This is a genomic window from Patescibacteria group bacterium (assembly GCA_028715115.1).
Taxonomy (GTDB): Bacteria; Patescibacteriota; Patescibacteriia; order UBA2591; family UBA4787; genus JAQUSN01.
Map to the genome: position 1 here is coordinate 85,852 of JAQUSN010000001.1, position 19,061 is coordinate 104,912.

A 19,061-nucleotide genomic window follows, 5' to 3' on the forward strand; every position below is an offset into this window, starting at 1 on the left:
TACCCAAAAACCTTATAAAATAAAGGGTTTAAGGCTTATGCGGTCATTTAAAACCAACACCAATCGGGCAATGATCTGATCCTAAAACTTTACTATATATGTAAGCGCCTCTTAAGCGCTTAATTAAATTTTTGGAAATAAAAATATAATCTATGCGCCAACCCAAATTTCTCTGCCTAGCTTTGGCAAAATACGGCCACCAAGTATAATAACCGCCCTCTTGATTAAAATTTCTGAAAGTGTCGATGAATTTTAAATTAATTAAATCGCTAATTTGTTTCCTTTCGGGTGAAGTAAACATAATATTGTGGCGATTAGATTTTGGCCGGGCTAAATCTATGTCTTCATGAGCTATATTAAAATCGCCGCAAATAATTATTTTTTTATTTTTTATTTTTTTAAGATGATTTAAAAAATATTTATAAACTTTTAATTTATATTTTAAATTCTTTTTATCTCTACTGCCATGCGGCATATAAATGTTAATTAAGATAAAGTCTGAGTAAACTAATTCTAAAAACCTGCCCTCTTGGTCGAACCTTTTAAGCCCCAACTTATTGATTATTTTAAGCGGCGCTTTTTTAGCAAGGATTATAATGCCGCTATAACCCTTTCTCTCGGCTAAATTCAGATATGAAAAATACCCTTGATATTTAAGTAAAATATGGGGTATGTCGCTCTCCTGAGCTTTAATTTCCTGGAAACAAACAATATCCGGCTTAAGGCTTTTTAGACTTTTAATCAGGCCCTTTTTATAAACTGACCTTAATCCGTTAACATTCCAACTTAATATTTTCATGAAGGAGGTTTTATTTGGCTGGCGCGCCCAATTTATCGCGCAGCATCTTTAGTCCGCGATGAGCCAGCATGCGCGCATTATCTTCTTTAATATTCAATGTTTTGGCAATCTCTTTAAAGGGCAGATCTTCGATAAATCTTAAAACCAAAACATCTCGATAGGGATTTGAAACTTGCCCCAGAGCAGATTCAATCTGATTCAGATTAAATTTCTCGTCCAGCATTTCGTCGACATCTTCGTCGGAAACATTTTCACTAATTGATTCGTCAAGCGGCATTTCTTCTTGGCCGCGACTGCGATAAAAATCAATGACTAAATTTTTTGCCACCTGATAGGCGAAACTTTGAAAATTCTCTACTTCTTTTCCGTTAATTAAGTATTGTAAAATTTTTATAAACGTTTCGCTGGTTAAATCTTGAGCCAAACTTTCATTGGAAACACGAAAAAAAATAAAACGATAAATTTTATCTTGATAACGATCATAAAGCCGAGAAAAGGCCGTTTGATTGCCTCTTTTAATCTGTTGTAAAAGGATTTTCTCTTCGAATTTAAACATACCAGGTAGTAAAAATTTGATGTTTCTTAATTAGTGCGATTTATTTGCACGGGTTAAAAAATAATAATTTAATCGATTTAAAATAAACCAGCCAAGATAGTACGAAGCTAAAAGCACTATCAAACTTCTACTACCTGGCATAAATTATCTTGTATTTTAGGCTAAGCTGGTACCAGTCATTTCCGGCGACTTAGGCAAACCCATTAATTTTAAGATGGTCGGCGCCACATCGGCCAAAACGCCGCTCGGCGTTAAAGCGCTTAAATCAACGGGCTGATCCAAATGCGGCGACAACTCAAAATCATTACCTACTATAATAAAGGGTACTGGACTGGTTGAATGTTCTTTGTTTATTTCGCCATTGCGCAAATTGACCATTTCCTCAATATTGCCATGATCAGCAGTAATTAAGGCCACACCGCCCTGCTTTAAAACTTGCAATAAAATTTTGCCCAATTCTTCATCAACTACCTGCAGGCTTTTTTGCGCAGCCTCTAGATTGCCAGTGTGGCTGACCATATCAGCATTGGCAAAATTAACTACGACAAAATCATAGACCCCTAAATCCAAGGCCTTAATGACAGCTGCTGAAATTTCTGACGCAGCCATGGCTGGTTTTTGATCAAAAGAAGAAATTCGCGGCGAAGGAATCAACAATCGGTCTTCTTGTTTAAACGGTTTTTCCGCGCCACCATTAAAGAAAAAAGTTACATGGGCATATTTTTGCGTTTCGGCTACATGAAGCTGCCGCCAGCCAGCATCGCTAATAATTTTTGCCAAAGGCTGCTCTACCCTTTCCGGAGGAAAGGCGACTTGAACCGGCAAGCCCGGTTCATATTCGGTCATAGTAACAAAGAATGAATCAGCTAATAATTTGGCGCGAGTAAAATTCTTAAAATTCAAAACGGTTATGGCGCGAGTAAGTTGTCGCATTCTTTCTGGTCGAAAATTAAAGAAAATTACCGCATCTTTATCGTCAATTGTGGTGATCGGCTGATTTTTTTCATCGACAATAACCGTGGGTAAAAATTCTTCATCAAAAATTTTCTGCTCATAAGAATCTAAAACCGCCTGTATTGGATTTTGGCTTGTTTTATCAGCCTTGCCATTGATCATAGCTTCATAGGCTTTTTGCGTTCTATCCCAATAATTATCTCTGTCCATGGCATAAAAACGGCCGCAAAGGGTGGCGATCTTACCGCAACCTAGGCGCTGGCACTTATCTTGTATTTGTTTAATAAACGACTCGCCAATATTAAAAGCCGTATCTCGACCATCTAAAATAGCATGAACAAAAACATTACTAAGATCATGACTTTTAGCTAAATCCAATAAAGCAGATAGATGTTCGAGTGAAGAGTGAACCGCGCCGTTAGAAGTTAAACCAATTAAATGTAATTTTGAATTATTTTTTTTGACTGATTCAATAGCTTTTATAAAAGCGGAGTTTTTAAAAAACTCTCCATCGGCTATGGATCTATTTATTTTAGGTAAACTTTGCCAAACGATTTTACCGGCGCCTAAATTTAAATGTCCGACCTCTGAGTTACCAGCTTCGCCAAAAGGCAAACCAACGGCTTCGCCAGCAGCCTGCAAGGTCCAGGCAGAATAATTGGTTAAAAGTTTTTGCCAAACCGGCAGATCAGTTAAAGTAACGGCGTTCCCCTGAGAGGGCGCAGCCACGCCCCAACCATCTAGAACAACCAGAACGACCGGCTTAATTTTAGGTTTAATTTCTTCCATACTATTTAGTGATTAACGACTTACCCTTCATGTCCGAGGGCCGCTCAACTCCCATTAAATCTAAAATAGTTGGCGCCACGTCGGCTAAATTGCCGCCCGGTCTTAGCTCGGCCTTTTTATATTCAGAACTAACCAAAATGCAGGGCACAGGGTTGGTTGAATGTTGAGTGTCAATTTCATCAGTGGCTAAATTAATCATCTCTTCGGCATTACCATGATCGGCGGTAAGCACCAGGGAACCATTTAATTCCTTTAACTTATCAACTATTTTAGCCAAACAGTGATCGGTAAATTCAAGGCCTTTTATGGTGGCCTCTAAATTTCCAGTATGGCCCAACATATCGGGATTAGCAAAATTAATAGCCATAAAATCAAACTCGGAAATATTTTTTAGAATATTTTTTGTTATTTCGGCCGCGCTCATTTCTGGCTTCAAGTCATAAGATTTAACCTGGGCCGAAGGAACCATTAAACGTTGTTCTCCATTGACTGGATGATCGTAACCGCCGTTAAAAAAGAAAGTCATATGCGCGAATTTCTCGCTTTCGGCTAAATATAATTGGCGATAATTTTTTAAAACAAGAGGTAAGCTATCGGTAATTAAACGGCTGGGATAAGCTGTACGCACCAAATCAAGATCCGGACCAAAATCACTTAAAGCGATAAAAAATATTTCCTCTGACCAGCGGCGGCGATGAAAAGAACCGGGATTTTGTTTGTTAAAATCTTTTTGCGTAAACGCTTTAGCTAATTCTCTGGCGCGGTCAGAACGCAAATTCATAAAAACAACCACATCTTTATCGCCGATGGTTGCGACCGGCTGATTATTCTTACAAATAATGCTAGGCAAAATAAATTCATCTGTCTCGCTGCGATTATAAGCTTGAACAATGGCCTCTTCGGCTGATCTGACTTTTAGCCCTTCGCCCAAAACCAATAAATTATAAACCTTTGAAATTCTGTCCCAATCTTTGTTGCGATCCATGGCGTAAAAACGACCGCAAATACTAGCGATTTTTACCTGACCACGGCCGCTTTTATTCACGCCATAATGACTATTATATTCGTGGGTATTTCTAAGTTTATTTTCAAAACGGCGAATAATATTAATGGCTGCATGTTGGGGCGAATCTCTGCCGTCGGTAAAAAGATGAAGATAAACTTCATTAACTTTACGTTGGTCCAAAAAATTCAACATAGCCAGCCAATGTTCAGGCGAAGAATGGGCGCTTTGTTCTTCGGTAATAAGACCCATTAAATGAATTTTTGAATGATTTTTTTTAGCGTAGTTAATGCCCTCTAAAAAAATTGGATTCTTCGAAAACGTACCATCTTTGATGCTCTCTGAAATATAAACCGCATCGGCTTTAACTATGCGACCGGCGCCTAGATTAAGGTGTCCGGCTTCGGAGTTTCCATCTTGCTTAACAGGTAAACCAACGCATTTGCCACTAGCGCATAATTCTGTGTAGGGGTATTTATTTTTTAAATCTAAAAAGGTCGGGGTCTTAGCTAAAGTAATAGCATTACCGCGCGAAGGCGGCGCCACGCCCCAACCGTCTAAAATAATAAGAAGTGTCGGACTTGTTTTTTTAGGCATAATTAATTAACTAGCGTCTCTTCTTGCTCTGACCGAAAAGGAGGAGTGGCCGTAGCAATCATTTTTAATTTTCCTTTATAAGTAAACCGGTTATTGTGGGGAATTATTACTAAATCGCCTTTGGCGCACTCTTCTTTGATATTATTAATCAAAAAATAACCGCTACCTTCTAAAACATAATAAATAAAATCTGATTCATGCTCTAAAATAGTTGTACCATGACCGGTCTCAGTCTCAATTAAAAAGTAATGCGTTTTGTCGGTTAAATTTTTAATGGGAAATATTTTACCCTTAATGCCAATTCTTTCGAAGGAAAAATTATCTGGCTCATGAATAACGTGCATAATTTTATATTTTTATAAAACTATTTATTAAAATTTTTATTTTAATTCTTGCTCAATTTCCAGTAAACGATTATATTTGGCCACTCTTTCGCCGCGATTGGGCGCGCCAGTTTTAATATAATCAGCATTAATAGCTACGGCCAAGTCGGCGATGAAATCATCGTTAGGTTCGCCGGCGCGCTGCGAAACAACTATTTTATAGTTATTCTTTTTCGCCTCTTTAACGCAATTGATTACTTCAGTAATAGTGCCTACTTGATTGGGTTTAATAATCATGGCGTTAGCCGTTGATTCACTCAAGCCGCGCTGTAATCGTTTTAAATTAGTGCTAAAAATATCATCACCTATAACCGCCGCCCCCGGCCGAATCGATAAAACTTCTTTGGTAAAAATCGGCCAACTCTCCCAATCATCTTCGGCTAAAGGGTCTTCGATGACTAAAAACGGATATTTTTTAAACCAACTAAGATAAATCTCGATCATTTTTTTGCTTGAATAATTTTTATTCTCAAAACGATATTGTTTTTTATTTTCTTGATAAAAAACCGAAGCGGCTACGTCTAGGGCAAAGAAAACTTCTTCACCTAATTTGTAATGCGTATAATTAGAAATATCTATCATTAAATCCAGGGCATTCTTGACTGTTTTAGCCCTTGGAGCAAAGCCACCCTCATCTCCCACGGCTGACCTTAGGCCTCTTTTTTCTAGAACCATCCTTAGAGCACTAAAAATTTCTACTCCCATCCTTAATTTTTCCGCAAAAGTATCGCGAGCTTGCGGAATAATCATAAACTCCTGAACCGCCAAACCGGCATCTGAATGTTTACCGCCTTCCATTACTAAAAACATCGGCGTCGGCAAAGAAAAAGTAGTTAAAGGTAAAGAATAGGCGCTACGAATATATTTATAAAGCGGGGTTTGTTCGTTTAAACTAGCGGCGCGGCAACAAGCCAACGATACACTTAAAATAGCATTAGCGCCTAGTTTGCTTTTATTTTCCGTTCCGTCTAAATCTAGCATTTTTTGATCGATCACGGAAAGTTGGTTGATCTCTAGGTCAAGTAAGGTCGGAGCGATTATCTCATTAACATTAGCCACGGCCTTTAAAACGCCTTTTCCTAAAAACCGATTCGGATCACCATCGCGAAGCTCGACCGCCTCATGGACGCCAGTTGAAGCGCCAGAAGCCACGGCGGCGCGGGCCGTAAGGCCATTGTCCAAAATAACCTTGGTCTCCACGGTAGGAATGCCGCGTGAATCTAAAATTTCTCGAGCTATAATTTGTTTGATTTTTGCCATATAAAAAATTTTTACTTATAATAAATTAATATTTTAACAAAATTTTAAGACTTAATCAAAGAAACGGCCATCAAATTATAACATAAAATAAAATTAAATTAAAGATCTTCTACTATAATTAATCAAAAACTAATAAAAAGTAAAACGGCCCCAGGTAAAACCCAGGGCCGTTTCTGCGATTTGGAGGCCTAGCGAATAAGGACGAGCCTGACTGGCGGCGAACCATCCGAGGTTCTTGCTTCGTAAACGCCATTCGGCGCCGCGAAACCGCCATCGTCTCTTCCATCCCAGAGACGCCCTGATTCTCGTCCAGCAACATGCCTGACGCACCGGCCGGTAGAGTTATAGATTTTAACCGAGTTGACGCTGGTTAAAAACCTAAACTCCCTGCCAATCGTCGGCTTAACGACCAGCGGCTTTCCGGCATGGATTAAGGTCGAGCTTTCTTCGATGCCCATGGCTGGCACAACCAGACGAACGCCATAGCCAAGGTGATGAGCCACTTTGTGGCGCCGACCCACGGCTATAATCGTATCTCCCCTGGCTATCCAGTCGCGAAGACAGAAACTCGGTAGGAAACTGTCTGATCCATGGAATGTCCAGAGGGTATCTTGATTCGCATAGTCGAATGCCACAACCAGGCCGTGGCCAAAGGCGCCGCCACCCTGACCGACTGCTATTACTACGTGCCCGCTGGCCCATTTCTTCAGCCTATACAAAACCGAAGGGTTGCCGTATGAGAAGTAGGATTTGGTCCAAAGCGTATCGCCATTTCTTAGGTCAACAGCCATAAACCAGAATCTTCCTTCATCGTAACGCGAAGTCTTTGCTACCACTAGGGCGATAGTATCATCCAGTTGCTCGACGTCGGCGGCGTCATCGGCCGAATCGGGATTGCCGTAAGTGCGACTCCATAACAGCTCCCCCGCCGTATCCAAGCGGGTAACAGATATGTCCCAAGCATGCATTTCGTTGGTGTCGGCGACAGTGCCAACAACAATAAAATCGCCATTGGTAAGACGCCGCATGCTTCTAACGCTGTCCTTTCTGGCAAGACTATAGGTCCGACGCCAAATCGGAACAGCGTGACAGTTGATCTTCATCAACAGCAGATTGGACATGCCGAGTTCTTTGCGGGTAACCGAATCAACCGGACGGTTCTCTCCAGCCACCATGATGTTACTATCGTTGGGCAACATGACTGCGGCTCGGACGTAGTCATCGCTCGGGAGTACGGGTAGATGGTAGAAGAAGTTGATGCTGTCGAATCGCTCGTTAACAGCTGCCTGAACCGCGAAAAAGCCGCAGAAAGGATGGTCCCCCGAGAGGTTCACGCCAACCGCATAGAAAGTATCCCTGTGACTAAATAGCTCACAGGGATCTTCGTGGGTGTAGACGTAGGGGGGCGGAACATTATAGGCACGCCGTCCCAATACCTCCCCCTGTGTATTCATCCGGAACAGAGCAACTGGTAGCGTCGCGGCTCCTGGCGGAGTCGGCTCCCAATCAAAAGTACCCAACACTATGAGCTCATTGCCCCAGGGAGCTTCATAGATCCGATAGTACAACGACCCAAGAATGCATGTATCCCGAAACTCCCCCCAGGTTGATAGGCGCTACAGCCGACGCAGTCGTGGCCAGAAAGACCACGACCAGACAGACGACCATTATCAGGTGTTTCATTTTCTGCCTCCTTAGCAGAGTTTGTTAAAGATCTCCTCCTGATTGAGCCATAATAGGCCCATGATTCGGTTTTATCGCGTTTTAAAATAATGTCAAGCCCATTTAGAACAACTTTACCCCGTTAATCAGGAAGCTGTCATTAAAACTAGGCATAAATTAATTTTAATATTCGAGTAGAATATTCCTTTTTAAAAAATAGGGATTAACGGGGATTACTAACTGCCTTTGTTTTGACTTTAATATATTACTTTAATGCATTAATGTTAACATTTTGACTCATATTTCTACGGCCGTTAAAATGTGAGTCAAAAAACAATTTATGCCATTTATTTACATATATATAAATAAGGGCCATGTTTACGACGTTATAAAAGAGAAATATAAAATTTTCTAACTGGGTAAAGGTACAATTTTCTGCTATAATAAATAGTATCAAACGTACAATTTATAGTATATAACCTATAATATTTAATAAATATGCGTATTGGCATAGACGCTCGCCCCCGGTCACAAGCAGGGCATGTGAGGGGACGTCGCTCGTTTAAACCAATTACGTTATCATGATTAAATAATTAATAATTTGGCTTTGTTTATGAAGATAGGAATAGACGCTCGCTTCTTTGGCCCACAGGGCAAAGGAATCGGCAGATACACAGAGAAGTTGATTGAATCTTTGGAAAAGCTCGATCAAAACAACGAGTATTTTATCTTTTTAACTAAAGAGGGGTTTGATTTGTATGAACCTAAAAACAAGAACTTCCATAAAGTTTTAGCTAATTATCCTTGGTATTCTTTTAAGGAACAATTGCTTTTGCCAAGACTACTAAACCAATATCATTTGGATTTGATGCATTTCTTACATTTTAATAAACCACTACTCTACAAAGGAAAGTATGTGGTGACTATACATGATTTGACCTTGTTGGATTTCTCGACAAAAAAAAACACCCAGGGAAAATCCTGGTGGTGGTTTAAAAATATTATTTTTAAAATCGTCATCAGTCAGTCAATAAAAAGCTCGGAAAGAATTATCGCTGACTCGCAATTTATAAAAAACGATCTATTGAAAAGGTTTAAAATACCAGAAGATAAAATTAAGGTTATAGAGTTGGCAGTGTAAAAAATAAATCAGGAGCTCCTTAATTACTGTCGTGGTTGCCATGCGGTTTCTGCCGGTACGACGGGTAGTTTCTTTGACAAAGATCCACAATGTTGGCGCTGCTAACCCAAACAGCGATAGTTACCAAAAGTGCTATCGCTGTTCTTTATCTAAAAAATTTACTAAAATATAGGCATGAAATATAATCAAATATATCAAAATAATAATGTTTGGGGACAACAACCAAACAGACTCTTACGGAAACTTCATGGCCTCTTTAATATTAGCGGGGGGTTCTTGGATTTGGGCTGCGGGCAAGGAAGGGATTCTTTGTTTATGCTACAAAAGGGATTCAAGGTAGACGCTGTAGATAATTCTCAAGAAGGCATAAATAAAATAAAAGAGCAAATTCAAGTAAATAATTTACTGCCCACTAACATAACTCTATTTTGCGATAGGATTCAAAATTTTAATATTGCGAAAGATAAATATGGCATCATAAATGCTTTCAACTCATTGCAGTTTTTGTCCAAGCAAGAGGCTTTAAAAATAATTAATAACATTAAAAGTAATATAAAAAACAACGGATATGTTATTATTTCTAGCTTTACTACGAATGATCCACTTTATATAAAAATAAACAACGATAAACGCTGTTTTTTTGAACCTCAGGAATTAAAAAAAATATTTTCTGACTTTAATATTATTGAATATGAAGAAAAAATTATCGAAGATAAGGGACACCCCGGCACCCCAAAACCGCACCATCATGGGATTGTAAAATTAATTGCACAAAAGATAAGAAGTATTCCAAACAATAATACTATTATTTAATAATTCTATTACTAAATATTTTAAAAAAATATTTAACTAAAACTAATTGGGGGCCCGCGGCAGGATACCGCGGGCCCTTTCTGATCGAAATCGAGCTACGAACCTCCAGTCGTAGTCGAAGGGATGGTAGATGTCGTCTAGGAATTAACGAACGACGATAACCTTGTGAGTCTTTTCCAGGTCAGTATCAAACAGGAAGAACACTCCCTGCTCGATCGGGTCCTGAATTCGCCGTCCATTGACGTCGAAGATGACGAACTTGTGTTGAGCGAAGACGCGCTTGAAAGACGCGAACGGGATGACGGTAGGAAGGGGCGCCTCGTGATTAAGCACATTTGCCTGCTCTTCAAGTATACTGGTTGGTAGTATGTAGATGCTGTCGACAAGGGTGTCGTTGTGTGGCGACTGGTCGCCCGAGAGCTGAGTGACACAGCGAACGCGCACCCATCCAGTAGTGCTATCGCTACGGGACGAAAAGCTGATGAGAGCTTCGTGGTTGGGAAGTACTTGCGAACTGGTGTCTAGATAGCGGTTGGAATCGACGTAGAGTTCAGCTGGAATGACAGTGGGGTAAATGCCGTGATTTTTGACGTTGATGTTAATGCCAAACGAGACGTTGAGATTCACAGTGTCTGGAACGACCAGCTCCAGCGGCTGAGCATCGATTGAGTCGATGATAGCTGGCCGAGGCCACAAGACAAAGATGTCTTTAAGGTGGCCCGGATCGACAATCTGGTAATCCTCGTATCCTGGCCTGGTGTTTCGAGCTCGAATCCAGGTAGAACACTTGGCTACAGAAAGTCGGCTGTCGTTAAAGCCAGGTAGATCGCGGCCATTAACCGTATCAATCGCAGTCAACCAATAGCCGGGCGGAGTGCCGTTCGTGCTGCGATACCAGCTCGGTTCAATCCCACCGCACAGCACTGTTCCCAGATGAGTCCAAAACTCAAGCTGGTAGTTGACGTCATTCTCGCATCCTGGCGTATATGGTGCGCCGGGATACTCGTAGTCATCAGCCCAGCCTGGAGACCAGGCTGGCTGGGGTCCGGCCGCGCTTACGACTACAGTCTTATAACGGATGGCTTCCGGCGCTTTACAGCCAAACCAGGTAGCAATGCCCTGGTGCAAACTGTCTACACCAGTACCAAAGGCGAAACAAGACCAAACGGCAACGAACTTGTAGCCAGGCACTGCACAGCACCAAGCAGCTAACATACTGTCGGTCAGGACTTCGTTGTTCCACAGAACCGTCTGCCAGAGATGCTCTGGTGGAGGGCAACCATGGCCGATAACCTGAACAACCAGGATGTCGTTGGAGTCCATCTGACTACCATAGCTGCTAAGGTGGCGCTGAATGCTTGCGAGCGTAGTCGAATCATCAATCGGCGATCGCCGATATTTCACACTAACGCCCGAAAGGGGATTTCCCCGCTGTGGCCAAGCATTGCCCATCAGATTGACGTTAGTATCGACCTGAAACCGGCCGTCCTGGCAAGCCGAGTCATATCCTTTCACCTGATACCACATGCAAATGTCGTCACTCATGTTCTGAGCATTGGACGTGCAAATGGTCAGACTGAAAACCTTCTGGGAGTCCGGCGTCTGGGCAAAACCCAAGCCGAACAGCACCAGAACGAACAGAGCGGGAAAGAGCTGTTTCATTGGATTTCTCCTTATTTCTTGGGTTTTTCTGTTTCTTTGCTTGCTCTGACACTTGTCAAAGAGCTATTTATTATAATACACCAAAAATTGACAAAAGTCAACCCGTAAAGCTAACTTTTGCACTATGAGGTTTTCTCGCTACATTTGGTCTAATATTTATATTTTTAGTAATTTTCATTAACTATGACGCCACGGGTCACGGCCCGTAAAGCTAACTTTTGCACCGCGGATTTTTTTGATTAATTAGCTTACTTTTAGTCCAGAATCTAACGCAACACTCTTGACGCCACGGGTCACGAGTCCTTTAAAAATTATATACTTCTCTAATTTTAACGGGTAAATGATAAAAATTGGCCGCAAAAAGCTAATTTTGATATTAAAACAATGGTAATTAAAGAAAAATTAATAATTATTTACTATTTAAAGAAAATAAATAACTCGCCTTTTGTTGACGAGTTATTTATTATAATTATTTTATATTCCGTGTTCTACGTTCTATTTTACCTGCCGGCAGGCAAGTAAATTCTAGATCCTATTCCTGATTATCTTTCTTTTTCTTGAACCCTGGCCTGACAAGTAGTTTTATCGCATCCGTAACGATACCACTCAGCGTTAACCGTTTTACAGCTGGTTGTATCGCGCGGTCCTTTAGCCGACGATTCCCCAGCGCCGCTAGTTTGCGTTAATGAGTAATAATAGATCGTATTCGGATTAACGCGAGAGTCAACAAACTGGCAGCAAGGATTTTGCTCTGTGCAGGCAAATTCAGTCTGACTAGCGCCATATAAAAATGGCTGATTGGTTGTTAACTGGCAAGAAGCGGATAATGAATTCGATAAACTTTCCACCAAAAGTGAAGTATGGGAACGCACTTCTTTATAAGCAGAAACATTATCAAGCATGGCGCTTAAAAGCACGCTAGTGCCAGCCATATTAAACGAAGCCGTGTTAGATGTGTCTCCAACTAAAGAAATATCAGCTGGCGTACCTTCAAAATTTTTATCAACAAATAATTTTAAATTAACACCGTGGCTGGCTACGCAAGCAAGATAATGCCAATTATTATCATTAACCGTGGTAGTGCCGGTAACCTGAGCTTGATTGGTGCCATCACTAATAAAACATTTAGCCTTGCCGCTAACTATACTCAATTGATAACCATTGTTCCCGCTTATTTTCTCGATAACCATGCCGTCAGTATCAGTCGTTTTAACCCAAGCGCTAATAGTAAACGATTCTGTGGTTAAATTAACATCCAAAGAATCACTATCAGCAACGGCTAAGTGGCCACCATCAAAATAGCCAGAGCGATTAAATTTTGCGCCTTCGGTAGTAGGATAAGGCGAGCCATTGGCCGTAGCATCATTATTATAATAAGAAGAATCTTTAGCCGCGCCCTGACCAGACCAAGATGTTTCATTCATTTTCCATTGGCCGACTAAATTTTCGCCACCCGGTAAACCCTCGCCTAAATGTCCGACAATAATACAATTACTGCCAGTTAAAGAATCACAGCCATTAGACCTGACCGAACGATAAATATTATAACCATCTATGTTATTACGTTCATCAGCTGTTGGCGCCCAGAACAATTTTAATTGACCACAAGTATTACCTTGAACCATTACATCTTCTACTAAAGAGCAGGGTACGGTTTTAACGCAAAAAGGCTGAGGATGATTTGGCAAAGTATCAGTAGCCCAACGGTTGCCATTATTGTTCCAAGCTTGCATTTTATAACAATAACGGGTGTTTGGCTCTAAATACCAATCATCAATAGTTTGACACTCATCATTAGTACAAGCATCCTTAGAAATAGAATAAGGAGAATAATCATAACCGCCAAGGCACTCATCAAGAGTGGCGTGAGCTGGGCAGCGCCAAAATATATATGAAGTGGCGCCTTCAGAGGCCTCCCAAGTTAAATTCATACTAGCATATCCTCCCCCATCGCAACTTAAATTAGTAATAGGCGCAGCTGAAAAAGTATCAAATGCCTTAGGGGATGCTCCAGAAAATACATGTGACCCAGTAATCCAACCAAAATAATTAGAATTCCAAGACCAGGTGCGCCAGTCATAATGGCCCGACGGAGAATACCATCCGCCAAAAGTATAATAACCGCCACCTTGTGAATGGTCATTTAAAAATAAACCCCAGGCATAATCATCAACACCCGGCTCACTAACTTGACCATTATTATTATAAATATCAGTTTGATAATTATTAACCACTCCGCTTAATCCGACCCAACCATCAGAACTACCACTAGCCCGCACCCTGGCCCAACCGGTCACTTCTTGCTTGGCATCTTGCCAAAGCTCTTGGGCAGTCTTTACCCGATTATAAATAACCACATCATCTAAATAACCGCTTAGATGCGCGCCGGTTTGTTCGCCGCCTAAATATAAAGGAGATGTAGTAGCTATATTAACGCTTCCTGATTGAGCGTAAACTCTGTCTAAAGCGCCATCTAAATATAGTCTTACGTAAGCGCCGTCATAAGTCATAGCCACATGGCGCCATTTATCCTGATAATTAACTCTAACTTCACTATCGCTAAAATTATAAGCATTCCAAGTGCCGTCAATGTATAATTTGGCTTGAAAATTATCATAAGTTGCCGGAATCACGCCCAAGGCATAGGCATCGGCCTTACGTAACATAATTTGCTCTGCGCCAGTATCTCCTTTTAAATTAATCCAGCCTTCAAGAGTAAAATTGCTTGTTAAATTTAGAGGTGAACTGCTCTGTACTTGAGCCCAAACCGCATCAGGCGCCAAAGGATTATTATCAACATCAAAATCCAAAGCGCTATTAAATTTGCCGGTAATAAGAAATGGAGAAAAGGTCGGATAAGTCGGACCAAGAGTAGCGTTAAGCCCTGTACCAACTGAACTTGGAGTAGTGCCATTCCTAGTATCAATCTCATTAAATTTCCATTGAGCCACTAAATCTGGATCTGGCGTGCTATCAGTGCAGCTACTATTATAATTAAAATCTTCACCGCAATCACCTAAACAGCTGCCATTGGACAATCGAGATCCTATACAAGCCCAAGTCGAAAAGCCATCAGGCGCAGTACCGCCACAAGTTTCACCAAAACAAACATAGCCGTCTCTGGTAGCCGTTAAATCTCCGGCCGAGCCAAGATTGGCCATATAAGCATAACCATTTAATTTGTTGGTTGCCGTCGCGCCCAAATCAACATTAAGACCATAATCATTGGAAGCTACTGAATAAGGACAAGCTCCGGCTTCAGCCGGACAATAGCCGGCATCAGGGCAACAACAATCAAACGTCCCGTCATTATTATAGTCATTATAGCAATTAGTGTTCAACCAGCCGTAATTTTCCGACCAAAGCCAACCACGGATATTGTGAGTAGAACCGCCGCGAGCGGAAAAAAGTTTCGTCAGCCAGCCGTCAAATACAAAACGATTCATCGGATCAAGGAAAGACAAAACCCTAGTAGACGTAAAGGTCTGAATCAGCATCATGATTAAAACCAAGAGTATGATACTGCAAACCGCCAAAAGTATTTTTTTTGATTTAGACATAACAAAAAATCAAAGGATTATTCAAAAATTAAATACATCTAAATTCCTTATGATAAAATTCCTCCTGGTAAATAAAAACTCCGTAAAACAAACCTAATCCTATAAAGGACAGCAGGTTATAGATACTGTCATCTCTAAACCGCCGCCGCCGCCACTATCAAGAGAAACTCCTGTCACCACATGACCTGCTGGACAAGAGGCCAATGGCGACTCAGGCGTTGAGCTAACTACTACACAAGGAGTTAATGAATTGTTTATAGTTGTTAATTCGCCATTAACTGTTAAATCTCCATTTATGGTAGTATCACCATTGGCATCAACATATATGTCATTAATTGAACCAGTACGACGAATCAGGAAATTATCAGTTGAATTATCCATGCCAACGTACCATTTTTCCGTAGATTGACGATCCATACGCACACCAGTATAAAGTTTAGTGGCATTATTTTGATTAAGCCTAACCATGGCCGTGCCAGTAGCGGCAGAATTTTTAATATCTAGCTCATAACCCGGTGACTCTTCCCCAATACCAAGTTTAGTAGAGAAGAAACCATCCCCGAGAAAATAACCTGCCCAGCCACCATTGGCAGCCTGAGATAGAATAGCCTTTCCGTTAGCAACATCTGTATAACCAAATACGCCTGCATAATCAGCTGAGTTCGTTTTACCATATACCCCGTATTCATTGCTCTCGCCAAATATTGCGTAATTATCTCCTCCTAAAACAGTTAATTTATAGTTTGGACTTGTCGTCCCAATACCGACCTTGCCGCCGGTAATGGTCATGTCGGTGTGACCCTGCCCGCCGAATTGGACAATCCGGTTAGCTGCACAAATTGCCGCACCATTAGCATCACCGCCGCCGCATAAATCGCCCCAGCCAAACTCGGCTTTTTCTGTCCCATTTTTTTGGAAACTGGCAAAACCGCCTACAGCCGCAGCGCTAGTGTTAACAAACAATGGACTTTCATTGGCTCCCGCGCCAGCCGTTGGCGTAAGTGTCAAAATTTGAGTAGTTTTATTATAAGTCATGCCGATCGCACCGCCAAAACTATCGCTATCGTTAAATTGTATTTGGGTATTGCTACCGCCGGGCGTGGCGCTGCCGCCGGTTCCGCAACTTCCCCAGGTTAATGCACCGGCCCCATCATTCGTTAGACATTTAGTTCCACTAGCCTGAGAAGCCGGCCAAGTATAGTCTACATTGTTAATTCTGGTAATATCTCCGGCGGCCGTAACAAGAAATTTTTCGGGTGAAGCGCCCTGACTAATACCAATAGTGCCTCTTGTAGCCACGTTGCCACTAATATCAACCGAAAGGGCAGTAACGGCGCCTTCACAAATGTTGGCGCCGGTGCCGCTACAGTTTTCTAATTTCAGCAAAGTGCCAGTCGAGGTACTTTTGGCATTGCCGTAAATAACATTCTTACCACCACCGACAACCAAATCGCCCTTACCAACAATTAAACCAACATTGGCCCCTGAATTTCCCTCAATATTTAAACTTCCGGTTTTGGTCTGATAAGTTGAACCAATATTAACCGGAAAATCCGGATTGCCACCAGGTGGGGGCGCGGACGGTTCAGACCAGGCAGCTAGGCCCGGCAAAATGCCAATAAAAAATACTCCAACGAGGAGTATAATCAAAAAGCCAAATAAACCTTTTAAGGCAATTTGACCAGCTTGATTAGAAGAAGGTCTTCTTGTCATAAAAAATAACCTCTTACTGTCCCTTTAGGGACAAAATTATTTTGTTTAAAAAAAATAACTTACAAAACCTATATTAATATTATAGATGTTAAAAGATTAATGTTAAGTGCTCAGCAGTGGAAAAGTCTACCAGACAAATTAACTGCCGCCAATGATTTGCCAGCGCGGAAAAATCATTTCTATCACTCGCTGAAAGGTTTTATAAGTACCAACCGACTTAGAAATCTTTAAACTCTTGGGCAAATTCCCAGTCCAATTAATAGTGTAATCCTGACTAATAACTCCACTATTATGCAAGGTTATTTTATAATATGAATTTAAATAATAGGGACTAGCCCCCACGCTAATCGGAACCACAAAAGACGAAGAAAAATCAGTATAAATAGTTTCTGTTTGAATCCCTGTGGCAATCACCTCTTCTAAAACAACCATATCACTCGAACAGCCGGCCGTAAGACAACTAACCGTTAGCCCAGCGCTAGGATAACCAACTCCACGAATATCTAAATAAAGAACAAATGATTTCCCGGGCGTCAAAGTAATATTACCGAACGATGCGTCTGCGTTTTCTACTGTAATATCATTGTTGCCTTCCACTAAATATTCCGCGCCATTGCTTAAAGTATCATTAGACCCGCAGCTATTCGGATCGCCAAGCTCGCAATGATTTTTTAAAACCTTATAAGCAGTTTCTTCGGCCCCGGACTCGGCGGCGTAAAGCGCCGCCTCTGAATTAGCCGAACCTTTGGTCATGCGCGCCTGGCGGATTAAAACATCTGCTACTAGGGCCGCCGAAGTTAAAAGCGAACTGATGACAAAAATTACCAACAAAATAGTAATGGAGCGCTTATCCCGTAACATATAACGTGATATGTTTATCATAAAAATAAATTTTCAATTTCTAATAAATGATTTTATTTGTAAAAATTCGCGAATAATTTGTAGCTAATTCGCGTGATTGGGGCTGCTCTTTACCTTTTTTCTTCATAACGTTGACTAATTGTTTGTTGCAGTCGAACGTATTTTTGCCCAAAGCGCTCCTTTTGCGAACTTAGTTCCAAAACCGTTGTTACGCGCGGTACCGTAAAGGTGGTCGCTCCGGCCGTATACGGATTTGTAGTGGGGTCAATGTAAAAATTTAATTTTTCAACCTGAATATCAAGCATAGTTACTGGTTCAAAGTTAACGGAAACACTATCACAGTAAGTTGCGTTACCGACGGATTCACAGCGCTCAGCGCGTTTACTGAATGCATTAAAATAATAAACCGTATAAATATAATTAGCCGAACTGCTATCGTTGTCATTTATTAAGGCCAAGGCGTCTTCTGGCGTATCAACTCCCGCGGTATAATAACTGTAATTTATGCGTTTATCGCGAATATCTTTGGTAATTTTGCTTAATAAATTTTGGCCATCCTGCTGAAGATCGGCGTTGACCGAAGATTTTTGTTGACTGCCGATGGCATAAATATAAATTCCAGTCGCCACAACGATAATAATCGAAATTAAGCCGACAGAAACTATTAATTCTAATAAACTGAATCCTCGGCGATGTAATTTATTTTTAAGACTCATTATAAATTGATAATTAAATTAATCTTAACGCCAATCGGTAAACTTCTTCTCTAGGGTCACTTGATGGGGACGATCTTTTTCCGTCCATTTAACCAAAACCGTAGCCACTTTTTCACAATTAGCGCTGCAATTAGTGCCTAAGTCGTCGCCAGTGGCTATAGTCACAATCCGTCGAAAGAGGGTCTTGGTTAAACCTACGGTGCAATTACCGCTATCATCGGCGTGTGAATAAATTTTAGTAGTCGGATCAAAACAAAGTTTGCAATTTAAACAACTATCTATATTGCCATTAGCCGCGGTGTCAAAATCAGTATCACCATAATCAAAAACATAAACCCCGTTATCTAAACCAAAAGACCAGGTCTGGCCTTCATTAAACCAGTTAGTTGATCTAACCGCTTGGCAAACCTCAACACCTTCTCGAGCTAAAGTAATCGCCTGAACCCATTCGGTGGTTTGTCCACCCAAAGACAATGTTGAAAGGGCTAAAGACAAAATGCCAACCAACGCTATGATCACAATAGCGGTAGCCACAATAGTTTCAATTAAAGTTTGAGAAGATTTTCTCTCCATGAAAATATCTTAATAATAT

Annotated in this window: 15 protein-coding genes; 2 read left to right on the forward strand and 13 right to left on the reverse strand. The window is 41.1% G+C overall.

Annotation, left to right across the window (positions count from 1 at the left end; all coding sequences use genetic code 11):
- Positions 1-43 precede the first annotated feature (43 nt).
- From PHV78_00445 to PHV78_00475, 7 genes are all read right to left on the reverse strand, one after another.
- Positions 44-799, reverse strand: coding sequence for an exodeoxyribonuclease III (locus PHV78_00445; GenBank protein MDD5395722.1), 756 nt, complete (start codon positions 797-799; stop codon positions 44-46).
- A 10-nt stretch (positions 800-809) separates the two neighbouring features.
- Positions 810-1,355 (reverse strand): RNA polymerase sigma factor, encoded by a 546-nt coding sequence (locus PHV78_00450; protein ID MDD5395723.1) that lies wholly within the window; start codon positions 1,353-1,355, stop codon positions 810-812.
- A gap of 156 nt (positions 1,356-1,511) precedes the next feature.
- On the reverse strand, positions 1,512-3,098 hold the full coding sequence (gpmI, locus tag PHV78_00455) for a 2,3-bisphosphoglycerate-independent phosphoglycerate mutase (protein ID MDD5395724.1): 1,587 nt from the start codon (positions 3,096-3,098) through the stop codon (positions 1,512-1,514).
- Position 3,099: 1 nt separating this feature from the next.
- Positions 3,100-4,698: a 2,3-bisphosphoglycerate-independent phosphoglycerate mutase gene (gpmI, locus tag PHV78_00460; protein ID MDD5395725.1), complete on the reverse strand. Its 1,599-nt coding sequence runs from the start codon at positions 4,696-4,698 to the stop codon at positions 3,100-3,102.
- A 2-nt stretch (positions 4,699-4,700) separates the two neighbouring features.
- Positions 4,701-5,042, reverse strand: coding sequence for a hypothetical protein (locus tag PHV78_00465; protein ID MDD5395726.1), 342 nt, complete (start codon positions 5,040-5,042; stop codon positions 4,701-4,703).
- 36 nt (positions 5,043-5,078) lie between these two features.
- The gene (eno, locus tag PHV78_00470; protein MDD5395727.1) at positions 5,079-6,341 is read right to left on the reverse strand and encodes a phosphopyruvate hydratase; all 1,263 of its coding nucleotides are present in this window, start codon (positions 6,339-6,341) and stop codon (positions 5,079-5,081) included.
- Between the two features lie 188 nt (positions 6,342-6,529).
- A complete protein-coding gene (locus tag PHV78_00475; GenBank protein MDD5395728.1) occupies positions 6,530-7,675 on the reverse strand; it encodes a hypothetical protein in 1,146 nt (381 codons plus the stop codon).
- 941 nt (positions 7,676-8,616) lie between these two features.
- On the opposite strand from PHV78_00475, the gene PHV78_00480 reads away from it, so the two are divergent.
- Together PHV78_00480 and PHV78_00485 are read left to right on the forward strand one after the other, a co-directional pair.
- On the forward strand, positions 8,617-9,144 hold the full coding sequence (locus PHV78_00480) for a glycosyltransferase (GenBank protein ID MDD5395729.1): 528 nt from the start codon (positions 8,617-8,619) through the stop codon (positions 9,142-9,144).
- Between the two features lie 174 nt (positions 9,145-9,318).
- Positions 9,319-9,957: a methyltransferase domain-containing protein gene (locus PHV78_00485; protein ID MDD5395730.1), complete on the forward strand. Its 639-nt coding sequence runs from the start codon at positions 9,319-9,321 to the stop codon at positions 9,955-9,957.
- Between the two features lie 144 nt (positions 9,958-10,101).
- On the opposite strand, the gene PHV78_00490 is transcribed toward PHV78_00485, so the two are convergent.
- The 6 genes from PHV78_00490 to PHV78_00515 form a co-directional block, all read right to left on the reverse strand.
- Entirely contained in the window at positions 10,102-11,619 is a 1,518-nt protein-coding gene (locus PHV78_00490) for a hypothetical protein (GenBank protein MDD5395731.1), read from the reverse strand.
- A 542-nt stretch (positions 11,620-12,161) separates the two neighbouring features.
- Positions 12,162-15,179 (reverse strand): LamG domain-containing protein, encoded by a 3,018-nt coding sequence (locus PHV78_00495; GenBank protein MDD5395732.1) that lies wholly within the window; start codon positions 15,177-15,179, stop codon positions 12,162-12,164.
- 99 nt (positions 15,180-15,278) lie between these two features.
- Positions 15,279-16,892, reverse strand: a complete 1,614-nt coding sequence (locus PHV78_00500; GenBank protein MDD5395733.1) for a hypothetical protein — start codon at positions 16,890-16,892, stop codon at positions 15,279-15,281.
- A 138-nt stretch (positions 16,893-17,030) separates the two neighbouring features.
- Positions 17,031-17,774 carry a hypothetical protein gene (locus PHV78_00505; protein ID MDD5395734.1) on the reverse strand — a complete coding sequence of 248 codons (744 nt, stop codon included), beginning with the start codon at positions 17,772-17,774 and terminating at the stop codon, positions 17,031-17,033.
- A gap of 89 nt (positions 17,775-17,863) precedes the next feature.
- Positions 17,864-18,469 (reverse strand): prepilin-type N-terminal cleavage/methylation domain-containing protein, encoded by a 606-nt coding sequence (locus tag PHV78_00510; protein ID MDD5395735.1) that lies wholly within the window; start codon positions 18,467-18,469, stop codon positions 17,864-17,866.
- 24 nt (positions 18,470-18,493) lie between these two features.
- A complete protein-coding gene (locus PHV78_00515; GenBank protein MDD5395736.1) occupies positions 18,494-19,042 on the reverse strand; it encodes a hypothetical protein in 549 nt (182 codons plus the stop codon).
- Positions 19,043-19,061: the final 19 nt, after the last annotated feature.